We start from the raw sequence: 19,485 nt of genomic DNA on the forward strand, positions 1-19,485 counted from the left end.
TTTGCCTCGATTGTTATACGCCAGCCGTAACTGATGATTTTTTTTGAAATTTTCTTTCGGCGAAATAACGTTTGGATTCACTGACAACTTTAGGAGAAAGCAACAGTGCCGAAATCAATGTGGGACCCGCCATAAGTGCAAACATCAAGTCAATAAAATTTATAATAGCCGTCATGGAAGAAACGGCACCGACAATGATGCTCAAGATGTAAAATATGAGATAGGTTTTTATTCTTTTCACGCCAAACAGGAACGAAAAACATTTCGCGCCAAAGTATGAATATGAAAACAAAGAAGATAAACCAAAAGAAAGAATACAGCCCAGCAAAATAAATTTTCCAACACCGGGGTAAGCAACTTGAAATGCTGCTGCCGTTAATGAAACACCACTTACATCAGTTGAGCGCCATACATCGGTCATGAGTATAGCCATCGCCGTCAATGTACAGACTATTAGCGTGTCAATGATTGGCCCCAACATCGCAACTAATCCTTCGTGGACCGGTTCCGATGTTTTCGCAGCACCATGCGCCATTGGGGCAGTGCCTATACCAGCTTCGTTAGAAAAAGCCGCACGACGCACACCAAGAACAATTAACGCCCCCAGCGCACCACCGAGCATAGCATCGCCATTATAGTATTCTGCACGGAAAGCATCTGTTAGAATAAGACTGAAGTAATACGGTATCTTTTCCGCATTCAAGATCACGATACCTACTACCGCAACAAAATATACGCCGACCATAAACGGCACTATCATCGCCGCAGCATTCGCAATCCGCTTCAACCCACCAAGAATGACAAACGCTGTCAAACCCGCTAGGCCAGCACCAATGGCAAGGTTAGAGTATCCACCGCTTACCGCCGAGGTATCTAGTGCTAATATTTCTCGAAAAGCTTGTGTGAGTTGGTTAGCATTAAATACCGGCAAGCATCCAAACATGCCGGCCACACAAAAGAACACCGCTAATGGTTTCCAATTTCGACCTAGACCTTCTGTAATAACATACATCGGGCCACCCTGTAGTTCGCCGGCAGAATCCCGACCTCTATACATCACTGCCAATGAGCACGTAAAATATTTTGTAGCGACACCGATAATTGCTGAAATCCACATCCAGAAAACAACGCCCGGACCACCCCATCGAACAGCAATCGCAACGCCTGCGATATTTCCCATACCTATTGTCGCTGCCAACGCAATCGACAGGGCTTGGAAATGACTAACTTGCCCAGGATCACCTGCCTTATCGTAACGCCCAGAAAGAACGCCTAGCGCATGAAAAAAATGTCGGAACGGTAGAAAATTAGAGGAAACTAAAAAATACAGCCCACTGATGGTTATAAGAACTAAAAGGGGTGCGCCCCATATCCAGGCCGCAGCCACTTCAAGTATGTGGTCGATCGCAGACACTTCCACCCCCAGATACGAGTCTTCAATGCTCACTCATTTGCCGCAGCAGGGAACACCGTTTCAAACAAGTCTTTTCTGGTTAAACGTAATAGCTGCTCAGAACGAGGTCGGTTCATGACATTCGTGTTACTCGTGAATAAAGCAGCACTCTCGCCTTTAGGGTCAACATAGACAAAAGAGACAAATCCCTTTTGACCTCCTGTATGGCCTATATAACGGCGTACCTTTCCTGACTTTGCTTCGGGGTGATCAATTACAAAGAAACCCATCCCCATACGTTCACTGACCGTATCGTCACTCGTGGGGAAACCTGGTTTCCACATTTTTTCCAATGTGTCATGAGAAAGAATGTCTTGATAATTTCCGTTGTCCTTCACCGATAGCCAAAAATTCAGCAATTTTATCATGTCAGAAAAAGGGGCATTTAATCCGCCATTTCCAACCGTTTCACCAGTATCAAAGTCTAAACCCTGTTCTAAAATGACATTTTCATCGCGAACATAATTATTAGATCTATTTTTCAAGAGGTAATACGGTGTGTGATCGAAATAACTATTCGACATGCCAAGGGGCATTAAAATATTCTTCGTTAGATAGACCTCAATATCATCACCGGTTACCTCTTCAATAACCCGACCCAACATTGATATTCCTGGATTAGAGTATGAAAACTTTGATCCGGGTTCAAACTTTATTTCAGTATACGGCATCATCGCTTTTATTTGACTCCACTCGGTTGGTTCATGAGGATGCCATTCTTCACCCCCTCCCCACGGGAAGGTTGAGCCACGGAAACCAGACGTATGCGTAATCAAATGCCTTAAGGTAATATCATCCATATCACCGTATGGGTTATGAACTTTCCGTACCTCTGGAAGATACTGAGTTATTGGATCATCGAGCGATATCACTCCCCGATCGACAAGCTGCATTACAGCAACAACCGTCAGCGTTTTTGTAATAGAGGCCCAATGAAAAATTGTGTCGCTATCTACAGCGCGGCGCTCTTCTGCATCGGCCATGCCATAATGCTCAGAAAACACAAGCTCCCCATCGTGAACAAAATATAGCCCCGAGCCGACAATACCTTGCTCTTCCGCTCGCTCAACATACTTTTCAACGGCCATGTTCCAAGCGTCATCAAGGTTGGTGTTTTCTTGCGCATATGCGCTTGAAACGAGACAGATACATAACCCTGACAGTGCAGAAAACAATTTTCTATGCTTCATCAGTATCTCCATTTTCAACCAAGTTCGCTTGTTAGTACACGACGCCAATTTTCCCCCATGATTTTATCAATCATACTTGACTTCACCCCTCTCTTCTCAAGGGCAGTGCGTATAAGGAACATTCTATTGACGTTATTAAGCTCTGGAATCACCACATGCTCTGGCAAAGTATCATAGCCCGGGACGCCCCGCTCACTGATCGAATTCCACCAACTATGATAACCTTTAACGCCCTCGGCATTGTTATTATCAATCTCAGTCAACACTTCTAATCCACTCACAGAATAGTCGTTCGCAATGGCGGTAGCGTCGATGCCGCCAACATTCGCCACATGCATAAGTTGGTCGATATAATGGTCGATTGTTGGCACTTTTTCTGTAGTAAGCCAAAAGCTCATCATGAACACGCCCATGACACCACCGGTGTCGGAAACGGCTTTAATCATAGCGTCAGTGGCGCATCTCGGATTATCAACAATCGCACGGCACGCTCCATGAGAAAGGATAATTGGTCTCGTAGAAGCCGAGGCTACTTCAATCGCCGTGGGCTGGGATGAATGGGAAACATCAGGGATAATCCCCAACCTATTCATTTCTGCTATGCCGTCCCGACCTAGCTTTGTCAAACCGCTTTGATTTTCTTGCAACGCACCGCCAGCAAGAGCGTTATCGTGATGGTGCGTAAGCTGAAGAACTCTTAGACCTTTATCGTAAAAATAAGAAATTCTATCAAGATTATCTTCAATAGGTTCACATGATTGGAACTGAAATATGATGCCCGTTCCATCACGTTTGCCTATATCACTGGCCTTAGTCGTCACATAGGCATCAGGAAAGTCTGTTTCAATTTTCTGATGGGCCTCATCTATGCCGCGGTCACACGACGCGAATGTACGCAAATACCGAACAAGCCCCTGTTCATCATGCGTTTCTTCAACTTTTGATACATCAAGAATAAACCCATCCAATCCCGATCGACCGAGGTCTGCTGGATCAGAGGGTAAGAAACTCAACCCGTCGATAACCAATCCTTGGCCCCCCGCAGGCTGATGGACACATGATGTCGCAAGGGCAGCCCCACCTGCGGCGAGAACCATTCGCCGAGTCCATCCTTCATCTCCATCCGTCGAGGAGGCGGACACTTTTGTTTTTTTTCTTGAGTAATCCATTTATTTTAGCCTCAATCTTAAATTGCCCGCTTGCTCATTTTCTGCGGTTTTAGCTAACGCCTAAAAGCGTTTTGTCACACCAAATTGGTAGACACGGCCAAAAGGATCATAAACGCTGCAAGGACGGTTACACCCCGTATCTGCGGAACTCGTTCCCGATGGCAAATTTGGCGGATCATTATCGAAGATGTTATTGACCCCTGCAAAAACCGATAAGCTCTCGCCGAACCCGTAGCGCACCTGAATATCGTGATACGTTTCAGGATCAGCATAGTTAAATGCATCGTCGATAGGGCGGCTATTATTATCAACTGCGGCTCCTATGAAGCGTACGGAGTAAGTCGCTTGTAATGGGCCTGTGTTATATTGGACTGTACCGTTCCAACGGTGACGCGAAGCACCGACTTCTCCGTCCAGCACATCAATTGAAACAGCATCCGGAAGGATTGTTAACTGCTCCAACTCAATAAGCCACGTGTAATTGAACCCAAAATTTATAACCCCGGGTAATTTGAAAGTATTACCAAGATCAATCTGATAGTTCGCCGCGATATCAATTCCCGATGTATTAACACCGCCAATATTCAATGCCTGCAACGCAATAAGGTCAATTTGTCCGGTATTAAACTCAGCATTTCCGTTTGGGTTACTTGAGTACCGATCAATTGCAGTACAGAACTGATCGCGTACACCCGCAGGCTGATTATAACAAAGCTGCAATAGCGTTTCACCAGCAACACTTTGAATGGCTTGGTCAATCTCAATACGGTAGTAATCCGCTGTTACCGCAAAGCCAGGGATAAATCGTGGCGTAAGAATGACACCAACCGTCAACGTATCCGCAGTTTCTTCTTGAAGCGCAGGATTACCAGACGAAGTCACGCTGATGAATTGTTGGTTCAAATCCCCCTGAACAAAGACACCATCCTCAGAAACGCGCTGAGCAACCCCAGCTTCCATCAAACAGTTGGCTGTTAGAATACCACCTGTATTATCAACAAATCCCGCACCACCAACACCGCTGCAAGGATCATCAAGGCTCGACCCAAAACTCGGTGCTCCAACGGTAAACAACTCACTGATATTTGGTGCTCTTACTGACCTACCGTATGTTCCGCGGAAGCGTATATCCTCGACCGGCTGCCATACCGCCCCTGCTTTCCATGAAAATGCGCTTCCAACAGTAGAATAGTCCGCGAACCGCGCCGCGCCATTAATGCCAAAATATTCAGCAAACGGTGCACCCGCTATAATCGGAACATCTATTTCTGCATATCCTTCAGTCACATCAAAGCTGCCGAAAGATGCCGGCCTAGGCTCCCCAGAGGTCTGCCCCGTCTGAGTAAGCACATCCGGCACCTCACGACTACTTTCGCGACGATGCTCGATACCGACAGCAACGCCAAGCGCCCCCGCAGGCAATTCAAATAGCGTGCCTTGCAAATTAGCGGCAGCAACCTGTTGTCGTATAGTCGCTTGAAAGGAGCCCGGTGCCTCAATGAAATTTGCAGCCTCAGGCGTAACAGAACCCTCTCCGAACAAGTTCAGCGGAACACATCCCTGATCACGCGCAACGCGACTTGCACATTGAAATGTACCCGGAACATCTGGGTTTTCCTCTACGTCTAACGCAGAGATGATATTCGTGGTATTTATTTGCCCCTCTCCCGTCTGGGATTGAAGCGTTTGGCCATAGGAATAGTATGCGTCCCACGTCCAACTGCTACCGATCTGTCCCTTCAAACCGACAACTGTGCGTAATGTCTGGCGTGAATTTTCAAATGTACGTACACCAACCTCCCCGAGCCTACGGGCGTATTCAATACTCAAAATATCGTCGCCCAAATCAGCGTTCGAGTTTCTTGCTTGAATAAAATCCCGTAAACCCTGGGGGATGTATGGATTATCAAGAGGAATACCACCAGCAGGGCCATCCGCGACATTCGCAGAGGTAAATGCACGCGGCTCCTCAATAATTATTGTATCAACTTGAGCGAACGAAATATCACTAAACATCGTAACGTTTTCAAGAATGTCGTAATTTGCCTTCGCCGCAACTAACAGCCGCTCACTTGGAGATGAAATAGTTCTAAACGCTGCCCGATTGAATCCATGCACAGTCCGGTCAAAGCCTTGGACCAAGTCCCCATTGTCATCAAATGTAAAATGGTCTGCAAATGTGGACAAATTTGTCAGAAACCGTCCCTGAGGAGAAAATGTACTATAAGAACTAGGCCCGACACTGCCCAAGAACTGATCTTGCGCCGCAAAATCTCGTTTGGAAGCCATCAGTCCTTTATCTTCATAATAGTTTACACTCAGTACCGCATTACCTTTTTGGTCTGCGCCAAAGTTTCCGCCAATCGTTCCTGAAACGCTATAGGTTTCGCCGCCGCCTTCATCCGTGAACCCTCCACGGCCTGTAATAGAAACACCTTCAAAATCATCCTTTTGAATAATGTTAACAACGCCGGCAATAGCATCTGATCCGTATACTGCGGATGCACCGTCGGTTACGACCTCAACGCGATCAATAAAATCAACTGGTATTGTATTGAAATCGACAGCGGAAGTTCCCGAAACCCCCGAAACGGCCCTACGTCCGTCAATCAGAACCAACGTTCGGCCTGCCCCAAGGTTCCTCAAATTTACGGTATTAACACCTGAGTTAAATGAATCGAACGTCCCTGCGGTCGAAGAAAGATCCGATCTCCCAAATTGCGGAAGCTCGTATAATACAGACGCTAGGTTGTCTAACCCTGTTTCCTCGAGCTTTTCTGAACTCAAAACTTCAACAGGTGCCGGTGAAGTCAGATTCGAACGCGCAATACGCGAACCCGTAACAATAATCTCGTCACCCGTTCTATATTCGTCTTCCCCGCTAACGCCTTGCGCAAAGCTAGGCCCCACACTCGTCATTAACGCCAGAAACGATGCCCCGTACAAACATTGAATACGGCTCCGATTTTTCGTTACGCCATTTTCTTCTAAAACTGCCATGATGATATACCCCTCTTAAGTATTGTCGCACGCGACATTTCCCTCAGGCGACGCTCGGAGGCACACGCTCCAGACTTCGCTCTAACAAGAACCAGTACCGACCTCACGAAAACCAGCGCCCCGCCTCCGCCTATCGCCAGCCAATCCAACGATCTTGGAACGCTCCCGGCACTTAGGCATTATTAGGATCCTGGATCCAATTTAAGATTCTTAAGATATTCGAACGTCAAGTGTCAAGCCCAATCAAAAGCCGTCACAGTAGGAAACCGGAAACTGGCTCTCCGATGACCAAAATAAAGCGTTTTATAAGATTTGGTGACCAGGATTGGACGTGCACACTTTGCTACGTTTCCGTACTACAAGTTGTGCGGTTTTGAAGACTGCCAAAAATTCTCTTAGTCGAAACGTGATAGCCGAACTTAAAGATCGGTACTCTCGACTTAGCCACTAATGCTTGGAAAGCCGCGCAACTAAGTAGATTCACTTGCCCCAAGGCTCTCGCAATGCTTGTTTCTTTCCTCAATCGACGCGGCAATCGAGACACCACTACCCGCCACATGAGGCTGAATGATACGCACTGCCGCAGCAGCATTTTTTGCTCGTGCCGCCTGCACTAACGCGTAATGTTCCTTATCATCGTCATCTGACACCACCATATCCCCCCTCCCGAAGCGGAGATGGTAACGCTGGGCAGCATCAAGTTGTTCAGCAATCATCTTCTGCAAACGCATACCAGCCGCCCGGTACAATGTGAGATGAAAGTAACGATGCAGTACTAATATCTCTTTCTGCTTTGCATTTTTTAAGTCAAAATATGCTTTTTCGATGACCTCAATATCGTCATTAGTCAGTGCAGGGAATGACCTCGTAATTCCGACTGTTTCCAAGGCAGACCGAATTTCAAACAATTCGCGCGCATCATCAGCATTCAATGCTGCAACAACCACACCCTTGTGTGGCACCTGATTCACCAATCCTTCCGCCTCCAAAAGACGCATAGCCTCGCGAACCGGCATCCTGCTAACATCATACTCTGCAGCGATGGCATCTTGGCGAATGGGCGACCCTTCCACGAAATCACCACGAATAATCGCATCCCTAAGCTTTTGAAAAAGCCATTGGCTTACTGTCTTGGGGCGATTAGCTGTGGTTGTCGACATTGCCTATGCACCTTAACTGTAACGCTGACCAGCGGTACGTTCACAAAGTATACCCCTAAACCTTGTTACGAAAAAAGTACAATACCGCAACGTCCGTTACAATTTCGACCATTAAAACAAATAGTGTTTTCGCCAATGACTAACCGGCGGAGAAAAAACTCCGGCAGGGTAAAATAGTCTCTAAGCATTGCTGGAAAAACAAACATTGGAAAGTGTCTCCACTATTTTTTAATTAGATATTATAGCAAAAAGCACTGAGTGGCATTTCCGTCGAAAATCTGCCTGAGCCTATTCCCTACAAAGATCTTTACAGCATTGCCCACTGGCTACTGCGCAAAAAAACCCGTGATATTCTACGAAAGCGTGGTAGTGACCCCGCGTTTAAATGCCGTCATTTTTAAGCTTTAGGTAGCTGAATTCAAACTGGTAGCATCAACAACATAGAACGTAACTTTCATGAACTGGGCTGAGTTCAAATAGCACTCGTCCGCTTAATCCTCAAACCAGACATAAAGATTTGCAATTTACTGCTTACAAGCTGACGCAGAAGCGGACCTCATGTTTTCTCATTAGCGAACCTTCACATTTTCACAAAAAGTACCCAGCATTTTGGCCGTTATGGCTGCGGACCAATCACGACGCTGTTCAGTCCCCAGAATCGAAATGTGGACAAAAAGCGGGTCCTGTCCCGTGAGCGGCCACAGGTGAAAAATGAAAACAAACCGTTAGGCTTAGGACAGGCGTGCTACGATCCGTTGAAGCTTCGGGCTCAACCAATGCTTCGCGGATCGACCGTCCCAATTCTCCTCGGCATTCCTGCACCATTCAGCAACGTAACGGCAGATTGCCTGCTCTTCCTCTAATCTCTTGGCTTTTCGAAGCAGAATGACGGCGCGCTCGAAAGGAAACGGTAAGACGTCGCCTTCGGCCATAAGCCGCTGGCACAGCGCATACTGATACTCGAGGTCGTGTTTTCGATCGACCATTTCGCTGATGCCAGCTTGTGTCAGCTGTCGAACGCCTCCAATCGACTGTTCAACATCGGCAATACGAATGGTCGTGGCATCACCTTCGCTAATCTCGAATTGAATGCCTCTATTGGAGATCGAGCGTTTAGCCGAAGTGCTTTTCTGACGCTTGAAGAAGTTGAACGGGTTCATCGCAGCACCGGAAAGTCTACTGGGTGAATAGTTTTGCCACCGAGTGCTTCGAAGGTCTTTTGCCGACAGGAAAAGGCGATAATCTGGACGTGTGCGGCGACGACATTAATGACGTCGAAAAGCTTCTGAATACGTTCATCGTCTGAATAGACGAGGGCGTCGTCCAGAACGATGGGAATGTGCCGATCTTTAGCTGCCATAACCTGCGCGAAGCCGAGGCGGGTCAGAACCGCGATCTGCTCGCGCGTGCCACCAGATAGACGGGTCAGCTTTTCGCGCATGCCATTGCGTTCGAGTTCGTCCGGCCCAAGACGATCATCATAGGCGAGCGATGCACTGCCAAGGACCATGGATAGTAATGGATCGACTGCCTGTCGCACGGGAGCAAAGAATTTTGTGCGCCGGCTCGCGCGCACCTTGGAAAGTTCGCCGACTAGAAGGATGAGTGCGTCCCGTTCTTCTTCAAAGGCCGAAATTCGCTCCTGCCATCTGGTGAGTTTCGCTTCCACGGCAGCGAGTTTGTCCGCGGCCCCTTCTTGACCGGCCTGCGCCAGCCGACCACGCAATTCGCCTTCCGCCTTCGATAAGCGCAAGCGATCCTCCGATCTATTTTGTGCAGCGGCTTCGAGTCGTTTTACTCGCGCTTTCGCCCCGTCAAGCGATGGGCGATCACGCTCAGCAGTTTCAAGGCGATCTTCCGCCTCTCGCCATCGACGCCTCGCCTCCACGACAGCGTCGCTCAACTCAGTCTTGCGCTCCTCGCGTTTGTCATCAGCGCCTAATACGGCGTCCAAGTCGCTCAGCTGACTTTCGAGTCCTTCAATCTGAGTTTCGAGGATCGTCACCTGATTTCGAAGCTTTTGAATTCCTTCAGCAGCCATATCGCGTTCAGCGACGACGCGCGTCAGTTCTTCTTCCGCAAGTTCGCTCGCACGGGCGAGCGCATCAAGATCGTCAGGCTCGTCATCCTCTTCTTCGTCGTCCGGCAGGGCCGCGAGTTCATTTTCGAGCGTTGCGATGCCATTCGGCGCAACCGTACTCAGATCGTTCTTCAGCCGTTCAACGGATTGTTGTGCTGAATTGCGTTCTTCATGCAGGCGCCGTGCGTCAGAAATTTCTTTGACGCCGCAAGACTCCAACAAGCTCTCAAGTCGTTCTGTCGCCTTAGCAAGTTTTTCTTCCGCACCTTGAACATCTGGGGTGTCGATCAAAAGCTCAAGGTCCTGATAACTGAGCTTCGTTTTCCCCGAGAGCCTAACAGAGCCCGTATCGCCGATCGCCTCGCCGTTTAGCAGAACGGGTGCGTTCGATTTTTCCACTGTCAGCTCAGGCCTCGCCACGCGCGCCTGTGCTTCAAATGTGAGAATGTCCTGGTTGGCGTCGTCAAGGTTGGACAGATCGGGTAGCGAAACACCAGCCTCTTTTTCAGCAGCGTTCAATTGCGAAGCGAGATCTTTGGCGCGCTCTAATGCTTTCGTTAGCGAGCGTCGCTGCACAATCTCGCGGCGACGCTTGTCCCGCGACAGGGCGTCCTGTTGGTCTTTTCTGGCTTGCTTAAGGGCTGTCTCAGCTGACGCAGCTTGTTGCCGAAGATCGTCCAGGGGCGCTTCCCCCTCCTCGATCGTCTCCGTGATGCTTTCGATCGCGGATTGTTTGTCCTGAATTGATGCCCGCACTTTCTCTGCGGACGCCAAATCCGAGCTATACCGCTCTAGTGCATTTTCCGCCGCTTTCAACGTCGTTTCGCAGGCACTGACTTCAGACTGAAGACCGCGAATTTTCTCTGAAGCGCCTTCTGCGGCTTCCAGCTCTTTTCGGGCCTCGGCAAGGTCTTTAGCAAACTTTTCATCGTCTTCGCTTGTGAGGGCGTCGCGTTCTTTCAAGACACTGAGCAATTTCTCTCTATCAGCCTCGGACTGCTGGACGGCGACCGCAAGATCGGACCTCTCTCCTTCTAGTTCATCCAGGCGGCCAATAGCGTCCTTGAAAGCGCCCTTTGGACTCATCTGTTTTGTACTGACGATTTCGGCGAGACGTTTTTCAGCACGCTCCAGAACCCTTGCGGCGCGCTGGCCGCCCATAACCGTATCGACCTGGCCTTCGAGCACAGAAAACAGGGCTTCGCCTGCGCTGCCTTCCGGATTTGGCTGCAAGTAGGGATCGCCTTGCCGTATCCAAAGCATGCCTGAGGGGCCGTCATCTGGCTTGTCGCCTCCGATCAGCTGAGCGATCCAGTCTTCAGCATCCCGTTTTTCCGACAAGCGTTCATTTGTCAGAGCGTCAGTTACCACAGCTGACGCTGCAGAAAGGTACTGCTTTGAGATGCGATAGATTCTGGTATCGACTTCGAGGTCAATTTCTATAAACGGAGCGCCGCCGCCCCGGTCATGTCTAAATTCTTTGAGCGCCGATTTTGTGCTTGAGTGCTTTTCGAACAGCACAGTCTGCAACGCGGTGAAGAGCGTGGATTTGCCCGCTTCATTTCGTTCGCGAATGACGTTCAGGCCGTCTGAGAGGCCTTCCAGCGCGCAGCCTTGCTCTCCGAAGGGGCCGACATTCCGAACACGAAGCGCGCGAAGTTTCATGGTTCACGCTGATCCGGCTGCGAACGCTGCGAGATAATCCAGCGCGCGGCGTGCGGTTGCTCTTTCGTCGTCGGGTCGATCCTCGTCATTCATCACTGCGACGATGTTTGTCGCAGTATCTCTCAGCGTGCCTTCTCTATCGATTTCATCGAGCGCATCGGGGTCGGCCAAGCTGAGAAGGCCCGAACTCTTTAGTCGGAGATGGGCGAGGCTCTGCCGCTCTTGTTCTAAAAAGCTCAGGAAGCGCATTCTCGTATCGAGGCGCAACGCGCCATGCAGCTCAAGCCGGCTCAGGCGGCGATGTCGAGGACCATGCGTATCAAAGAGCGCTGTCGCCTCCGCGCATGGATCAACGCCGTCTTGGCAATCCAGACGATCCCGCGTCCAAGTATAGAAGGCAGTTTTAACCGGCTTCACGATCGGCAGTTCGCCTTTGGCAGGCTCCACCACAAGTATCGAGCCGGGCTGGTTGTTAGGAAAGCGATCCGGTTCAGGGGTTCCAGCATACCAAGTCCGCTCATCGACTTGTTGTACCCCGTGCCAATCACCCAAAGCGAGGTAGTCAAGCCCCGCAGCGGCTGCTCGGTTTTCTGCGATGGCCGCTGACTGCGGCGACTGATCGAAAAAGCTGCAGGTCCCGCCATGGGCGAGGCCGATTCTCAGCGTGTCTGGCGGCGTACTGACAGAACCGAATTCGGCTGTCAGATCTCTTCCGGGCGCTTTTGACATCCAGGGTGCTGGCAGAACGGTGACATTGTCCGACAGCGAGACAGGCGTCGCCTGCGTTAGCGGGCGAACATTATCCGGCAGACCAATGGCATGTAGTCGATCCCAAAGACCATGCGGTTCTGCGGGGTCATGGTTTCCCGGTAGGAGCCACCAGGTCGCAGCATCTGCGGTGCGCATCCGGTCCAGAGGCTGGCGCAGGAGCTTGTCGGACGGTGAGGCTATGTCCCAAACATCACCGGCGACCAAGACATGTTTGACATCCTCATCTTGGGCGACCTTTGCAATCCGTTCTATGACGCCTAGCCTGGCGTCAGCCAGCTGTGCGGCCAATTCAGATTCGAATTGAGCGAACGGTCGACCCAACTGCCAGTCAGCAGTATGAATGAAACGGAAATTCATTGCGCTATTTTAGCTAGTTTCGACGTTTGGCGAAACAATAAGTTATAAATTCGCCTTAACCGTTGCGATGGTTTGGGCGCTGAAATATTATTCATCTGTCAGCAAACAATTCGGCGCAAATTTCCGCGAGTTCCGGTTCTCGGCCTTCGACTAGAGGGGCGCTCAACGCTCGAGCTACTTCGGCAGTAGTAACTAGTTGAATAGCTGCGAGTGCACGTTCAGGTTTTGGGCCATTACGCGGCGCCTCATCGGGGTAATAATCCTCAATTGCTCCTTTAGATAACACGCAAACGCCTTGCGCACGCAACACATCTATACAAGGAGTCAGCGCCGCCCGTGCCGCATCGTCAATCAAGCAAGCTTCACCACGTGCAATGTCATCTTCCCAAACGAATAGGCTATCTATAGTTTCGAGTGCCTCAGGCGGAACATTTCCATTTTCTTGAGCTAATCGGATAGCTGCCTTGGCGTCTGCATAACGCGTTTGCCACGATTCATTTTTCACTTTCGCCTTGATTTGCCTCGCTTTTGGCTCCGCAGGAATATTCAGGGCGGCCACACGGTCGTCAATGGTTTGGATTGCCGTATTGCGAATATCTTCCACCCCATCTGCACCCAAATGCTGGAAGCCTTCAAAAAAGGCATCCAGATCCGCAACGATTTTGACTTGTATACCGAACGCTTCGAAAAAGCGGCGAAATTTTGCAAAGTTCCCTTTTCCGGATACCTGAACCATAGCGATATTTTGTGAGTCAAAATCCCATTCCTCATCGATTGTCTTTGAAACGTGCTTGAAGAATGCGTCATCGGATTCCCCCTCGAACAGCACAACGCGACGGCTGAAAAAAGCAGCATCAGCATTTTCGAATTTAGCAAGCCTGAAGGCTTCTGCACTTGCTGGGTCGAGATCAAAATTTACATCATGAATTACACCAATTGGTTTGGGGTCCGCGTGCTCCTTCGAGATACGCACAAATGAAGCTGTGATGCCAGGAGCGAAGAAAAGCGGAGAATGCGTAGTCACCACAACCTGAAAACGGCGAGAAATTTTTTCCAAAGTTGCGAAGAGAATACGTTGCGATTTGGGATGGAGGTAGAGCTCTGGTTCTTCAAACAAGAATAAGTTTGGACGCGGCGCCACACCGTCACCTGCTGCCTCTGGCCCGCCAAACAAGCGATTTACATAGCATTGAAGTAACGCGAAGGTCAGTGAGCGTTTAATCCCATCACCCTTATTCTCTATAGAGTCTTTTGAACCGTCATCGACGAATATCTGCGCTGAGTTTAGAATAGCTTTGAGCTCTGGCGGCGGCACTTCGAGTTCGACTTTGACTGCTGGAAAATTCTCCGCAAGCCGCGCTTCAATATCAGATTCAAGGTCCTTTACCTTCTGATGGCGATTGTCCTCAATCTCACCCTCAACCTCAACGCGATTAAAAAACGCCCTCAAATCACTTAACGCGTTATTGATGTTATCTAGATCCGGAGCCATATCTTCCAGCAACAGACCAAGTAGACGCCCAAAAGAAGTCGATTGCGATGTCTTAAGGTCATCATTGATGTTCTTTACGGCAGGAATATATATCGGATCAGGCAGTAATTTGGTGATGGACGAAGCTATACCCGTTGGCAAAGGTCCTTCTCGCATTTCGAACAAATCGGCTGGGAGTTCCGTGATGCGCTCAGCGATATACTCCTTTGCCTGAGTTATGTTTGATGATTCAGGTGAACCATCGGCAAATTCAGGAAAGTGCTCATCGATTGCGGCCCGTACGGCGGCACCACGTTTTCCTTTGAAAATTTCATCAATCGTCGCCTGCTGGTACCGATCGTCGATTGGCCTCAAACTTTCGATGGCTATATCGATTTTCTGACCAAGCGCGTATCGAATAATCAACACAAGCCTTTCGTCGTTGATAAGCGGTGTAATTCTATCCCTGTGCGTATCCTCCAAGCGTGCGAGGTGGGGTACCGTGACGTTGTCAAATGCTAGACGAAATACAATAGGCGCTGATAGGTCGTAGTATAAACTCTCATCTAGTTGGGGTGGACGATTCAAAGCGTATGTAATCGCTTGAAGAATTGTCGATTTGCCGGAATTATTCTCCCCGACGATGCATCCAAATCGTGATGGCTTATATTCAGCATCCCGAAGGCCTTTGAAGTTCGATATTCGAATGCTTGAAATTTGCAAAGCGGTATTCCCATTTATCGCAGGCTCGGAACGGGCTTAAAACGTCAGGACTGCAAGAATCGACAATACGCAATCGCGACTGACAAAACACTATGTACATAAATTCGGCGTTATTAATCAAAATGTTGCTACAACATATATTCAAATCGCCCGTGAGCTGGCGGTCGGTGTGGGCCAAAATCACCCGACGAATCGTTCCGAGTCTTACGTCCGGTTTTGCGCGCTTTCCAGTACTGGTAATTGAAAATTTTGCACTGGTAGCGGGCGGGTCCGAGAGATGGCGTCTACCCTAGTAACGAAGCCTCTTTCGGATACCTGCCTCAGTATCTTGCCAATGGGCATCTTTGTCATATTGCTGCGCTATATGCTCAAATATTCTCTCTACAAATGGAAACTTAAATGCAACGCGCTCAGCAATTGAGCGATATTTTTCTGCAAGGTCACGCTCTTGTTGTCCACCTTCACCACGCCAATGGACGCCTCTCGAATTGAATAAACCAATAGAGAAACCCACCATCACATCTTCGGTTGCAACGAATTCTAAAGCTTCGCAAACTGCATTATTTGGCCAGTTACCATTTTCATCTGCTAAAGACTTTGCCAGTAGCTCGCCGATTTTTTGGTCGCCAATTTTGACACGAGCATATTGTTTACAAAGCTGGCGAACTTCTCTGATCCATTCAATTAATATTGCAACTTTGCCTTCATCGGTTGCCTCATCAGAACCTGGTGTCTTCTTAAAACGATCAAGCACGCGATGCATATGAGTTGCATGACTCTGCTTAAGTTCATCATCTGCTATGATCCATTCTGGTGGATCGAGTTGATCATCATTCCGCCGATAAACTTGCGCCAGGACCTGCATGAATAAAGCCGGACTTTTAGAGATTTGTGATTCTAAGTTTGGAATGCCATACTCAGAATCATTCAATGCACTAATATACCTAAACTCAAGAGATGCGAGCTCATCTTCTGTATAGATGTCGCGCGACTGAACAATTTCAAATGCTTTTGAAACATCGTATGGCCTAATAGCGTAACCATAAGTCTCCTCACTTGAGGATGTCATGTTGTTCAACATTTCATAAATGAGGTGTGTAGAGAGCTTTTCTAACACAAAGTGCATCGTCCTAAATGCAGCAATAGGTCGCCCCACTCGAAGCATATTCTCTGCAATTAAATCAAAATAGGCTTCTAGATCCGCAAAAATGCGTGGTTCGAGGGTCCTCCAGTAAGCATCATAGGATTCCGCTTCGAGTTCTGAGACTAAGTCAAAAGTGCTTTGGCGTATTGGCGCCAGCGTTAGTGCTCTTACATATTCTTCATTATTGATTTTTGCCTTTAAAGATTCGAAAAATTTTCGTTGGTCTTTTTCGTTGATAGAAAACAAAAAGCCTGAACAAAAACTCCGAAACTCACCTACCTTTTCATCCATCGAGCCTTCAAGTGCGGATGACAGTAATTGAATTTTTTTTGATGCGGCGGTTATAGTCATTCCAGACGCATAACCGATCGAATACCCAGCCCCAGATTGTTTGATGAGTTCTACGACGCCCGCGATGCCTTTTTCATTATAAATTTCTGAAATAGCGTTTTGTCGCAGATTTCTTATTCTCTCATCCCGCTTTTTATAATCATAGTCGTCACTATCGAGTTCTTCACCCGATTCTTCGACCCATTCAGTCTCGAATAACCACTGATGTTTTTGTATTAAGTCATTTGGCTCGAGAAAGTCGTATGCTTTTCGAGCATCATCAATTATTGGCCGTTTTTTGTCTATGCGTTTACCACGTCTTGTAAATGCAAAGCGTCGAATCGTTTCCCTTAACTTCGCCTTTTGATCATCGTTGGCGTCTTTGGATTTTGACCAAACTTCAATTGTACTCCAAACTCTTGAGCGAAAGTCATTTCCAAGCCCATTTAGTTTCTCGACTAAATCTCCCAGAGTGTCAGCTGTGTGCGGTTTGTAACTCAAGCACAATTCTATGGCAGCACATTGAAAGTCATTAACATCTTTATTGGTTACCGTAGAAAATTCAGCGTCGAGATGATGTTGCCGCCATTTCGGTTTATAATTAGGGCTTGCTGAATCATGATGGTTTCCGAACTGAGAAACTGCGAGCCTCCAACCAACACCTGGGTATTTCTTGAAGACCAACTGCAATAATTTTATGCGTTCATCCAATGTCGCGGTTGTTTGGGGCATCCATGACTTGAGAATTGATTCCAAAGTATTTTCTGGTTTGTTTGACCAATTATCATCAATCTGATGATCTGCTAGTTTTGCCAAAACCTCGATAGCCCGGGTGAGGTGTTTTTTGTTCCACGCGATACCTTCCAGTGCCCAAAGCAAGCCTGAGCGTGGACATCCCCCAAAGAAAGCATTCTGGGAAGGTTCTAAAAGCGTTAGAATTTGAGGGTTCTCCGAATTGAGATCGGATTCGAGCGTGCTTAAAAACACTTCCGGTGAAGCTTCGGCATAGAATTGCATCTCATCTTTAAGTGAGTAGAGCTTTTCACGCGTCAGAGGTGTCATCAATCGACGAACAATCTGGTCAATTTTCACTTCTAAATTCATCCCAAATTTATCTTGGAACAAATCGTTACCGTGAACAGCTAAGAGAATAATCGTTTCGCAGATGCTCTCTCTGAGCAAAGAAGAATGGTCTCGTGTTTTTCCGTAGATATCGGCAATCCACCTCTTATCCTCATCTAATTCTATAGACGGGTCGGTTTCCGAAAGAACATATTCTCCGATCTCTAAAAAATCGGAGATATCTTTTTCAGTGACATACGGATGAATGGAGAACAACATGTCCATTTTTGAAACCGCACCGCGATAAGCACCCAACGACCATACGGGGGCTTCATTAAACGCCAGCAAGTCGACAAGTTCGCTATCTAGTTGGTCGGCTGTTTTTTCAGTCAACAACTCGACAACCGTGCGATCCGACATTTGCTCCCTACTCCACGCACCAATCAGAGCATAGGGGATTAACTTCCGCCCAACGTCAGCGTTTTGCGCCCACTCAGGAATTTTGATGAGTGGGTTTGTAGAAATCTGACGCCTCAAAACCGTTATTGAACGGCCCGTCTTCCTTTCCAGACTGGTCACTTGATCATCGGAAAAATTGAGATCAACTAGGGCTGACCTGAACTCTTCGTACCCAAGCTGACCAAGTTCGATTTCTGCGCTTTCGTGGCTTTTGTTTCTCGGTGTGATAACAATCGTGTGGAATTTCTTGAAGAAATTTCCGATTTCCTTCGCCATTTCAGCGTGACGCAATATAGCAATAAATGGCGTTACCGAACTCTCAAACTTCCTTAGGCTTGACAGGTCATCGAATATTAACGCTCGATCACCGAACTTCACTGTCGAAGCATCGTCACTTAAAAAGAAAGCAGAAACAAATGCCAACGCTTCATCTGTAGAATCTGCAGATACTGACAAAATTCGAGACGGTGCTGTTTCAAGCCACCGACCAATTTCGCTTTTACTGCGATTTACCGAGTTTTGGAAAAGTGGCAGAGGTAATACAGGATCAGTTACTTCTGACCAATTTTGCCAAGCGTTCTCAGGGGTTATAATTCCGTCACGAGGCACTCCAATTATTTCGCCAAACCACCTTTGAGCAGGAATTGATTGTTCGAACCATTGCTCTAGATCGCTTGCATCGTAAGCTCTCACGGATTTCCAAACCCCCTCTTTGTTTTTCAAGATTGCCCACTCATCTTTTTCCTTCCAATTGCGCGGAGTTACAAAGACAAATGTTGTGTCGGATTTTTCGTCATTGCATAGGTTCGAATTGTGGGTGCGTGCTTTGTAGTCACTATTTGCTTTATCCTGTGGCTCTTTAGTGCAGCCGAACTCCCAACCAGATATGCCTGCGGGTATCCACGGTGTGGTCTCTGACGAGGTTAAATATCCGTCCCACCCGTGCCTCTGGGAATTGTCATAGGCTGGAAAGTCAATTTCACTAATACTATCACTTGTTGACAGAATGAGTTTTCTTAACATCACTGCAAGTGTTGCGCGCGCCTCAAGATTATCATCAGACCATGCTTCTATCTGACGAGCCTTGATGCTCAAAAAGTCTGGGACGAAAGCTTTAACGGCAATCGATTTTTGTTGTTGCTCTATTTGCCATGAATCAAATTCAGCTTGGCGGCTAAGAAGGTCGTTCTTATCCAATCCGAACGCCTTGGAGACTTTTACCGCCATATCTGGTGACAAGTCGGTTTTTTCATTCAGAAAAGAAGATAAAGCGACACGCGAAACGCCCAACATTTTGGCCGCATCTGTCACGCTGGTCTTTTTTACGGCAATCAGATCCTTCACGTATTTGCCGGGATGATCGGGAATGCTGGTCGTTTTGGGCATATTTGACTCGAACATGATAACCGTTAAGTGACACTTATCATATTCACTATTTGTTCACAAGTGTT

10 protein-coding genes are annotated in these 19,485 nt (G+C 48.0%); all 10 read right to left on the bottom strand.

Features of this window, described 5'->3' with window-relative positions; all coding sequences use genetic code 11:
* Nucleotides 1-13 precede the first annotated feature (13 nt).
* Nucleotides 14-1,447: an alanine/glycine:cation symporter family protein gene (locus ABFZ84_RS00095; protein WP_369311530.1), complete on the bottom strand. Its 1,434-nt coding sequence runs from the start codon at nucleotides 1,445-1,447 to the stop codon at nucleotides 14-16.
* Nucleotides 1,444-2,643, bottom strand: a complete 1,200-nt coding sequence (locus tag ABFZ84_RS00100) for a serine hydrolase domain-containing protein (RefSeq protein WP_369311532.1) — start codon at nucleotides 2,641-2,643, stop codon at nucleotides 1,444-1,446. The genes ABFZ84_RS00095 and ABFZ84_RS00100 overlap by 4 nt, the downstream gene beginning before the upstream one ends.
* A 14-nt stretch (nucleotides 2,644-2,657) precedes the next feature.
* Nucleotides 2,658-3,785, bottom strand: a complete 1,128-nt coding sequence (locus ABFZ84_RS00105) for a membrane dipeptidase (RefSeq protein ID WP_369311534.1) — start codon at nucleotides 3,783-3,785, stop codon at nucleotides 2,658-2,660.
* A gap of 87 nt (nucleotides 3,786-3,872) precedes the next feature.
* Nucleotides 3,873-6,812, bottom strand: a complete 2,940-nt coding sequence (locus ABFZ84_RS00110) for a TonB-dependent receptor plug domain-containing protein (protein WP_369311537.1) — start codon at nucleotides 6,810-6,812, stop codon at nucleotides 3,873-3,875.
* Between the two features lie 470 nt (nucleotides 6,813-7,282).
* The gene (locus tag ABFZ84_RS00115) at nucleotides 7,283-7,972 is read right to left on the bottom strand and encodes a GntR family transcriptional regulator (RefSeq protein ID WP_369311539.1); all 690 of its coding nucleotides are present in this window, start codon (nucleotides 7,970-7,972) and stop codon (nucleotides 7,283-7,285) included.
* A 731-nt stretch (nucleotides 7,973-8,703) separates the two neighbouring features.
* The gene (locus tag ABFZ84_RS00120; protein ID WP_369311541.1) at nucleotides 8,704-9,132 is read right to left on the bottom strand and encodes a hypothetical protein; all 429 of its coding nucleotides are present in this window, start codon (nucleotides 9,130-9,132) and stop codon (nucleotides 8,704-8,706) included.
* A complete protein-coding gene (locus ABFZ84_RS00125; protein WP_369311543.1) occupies nucleotides 9,129-11,717 on the bottom strand; it encodes an AAA family ATPase in 2,589 nt (862 codons plus the stop codon). The genes ABFZ84_RS00120 and ABFZ84_RS00125 overlap by 4 nt, the downstream gene beginning before the upstream one ends.
* 3 nt (nucleotides 11,718-11,720) lie before the next feature.
* Nucleotides 11,721-12,845 carry a metallophosphoesterase family protein gene (locus ABFZ84_RS00130; protein ID WP_369311545.1) on the bottom strand — a complete coding sequence of 375 codons (1,125 nt, stop codon included), beginning with the start codon at nucleotides 12,843-12,845 and terminating at the stop codon, nucleotides 11,721-11,723.
* 91 nt (nucleotides 12,846-12,936) lie between these two features.
* The gene (locus ABFZ84_RS00135; protein WP_369311547.1) at nucleotides 12,937-15,039 is read right to left on the bottom strand and encodes an ATP-dependent nuclease; all 2,103 of its coding nucleotides are present in this window, start codon (nucleotides 15,037-15,039) and stop codon (nucleotides 12,937-12,939) included.
* Nucleotides 15,040-15,328: 289 nt separating this feature from the next.
* Nucleotides 15,329-19,420: a helix-turn-helix transcriptional regulator gene (locus ABFZ84_RS00140; RefSeq protein WP_369311549.1), complete on the bottom strand. Its 4,092-nt coding sequence runs from the start codon at nucleotides 19,418-19,420 to the stop codon at nucleotides 15,329-15,331.
* Between the last annotated feature and the right edge of the window lie 65 nt (nucleotides 19,421-19,485).

This window comes from Hyphococcus lacteus (genome assembly GCF_041058985.1).
GTDB classification, from domain to species: Bacteria; Pseudomonadota; Alphaproteobacteria; order Caulobacterales; family Parvularculaceae; genus Hyphococcus; species Hyphococcus lacteus.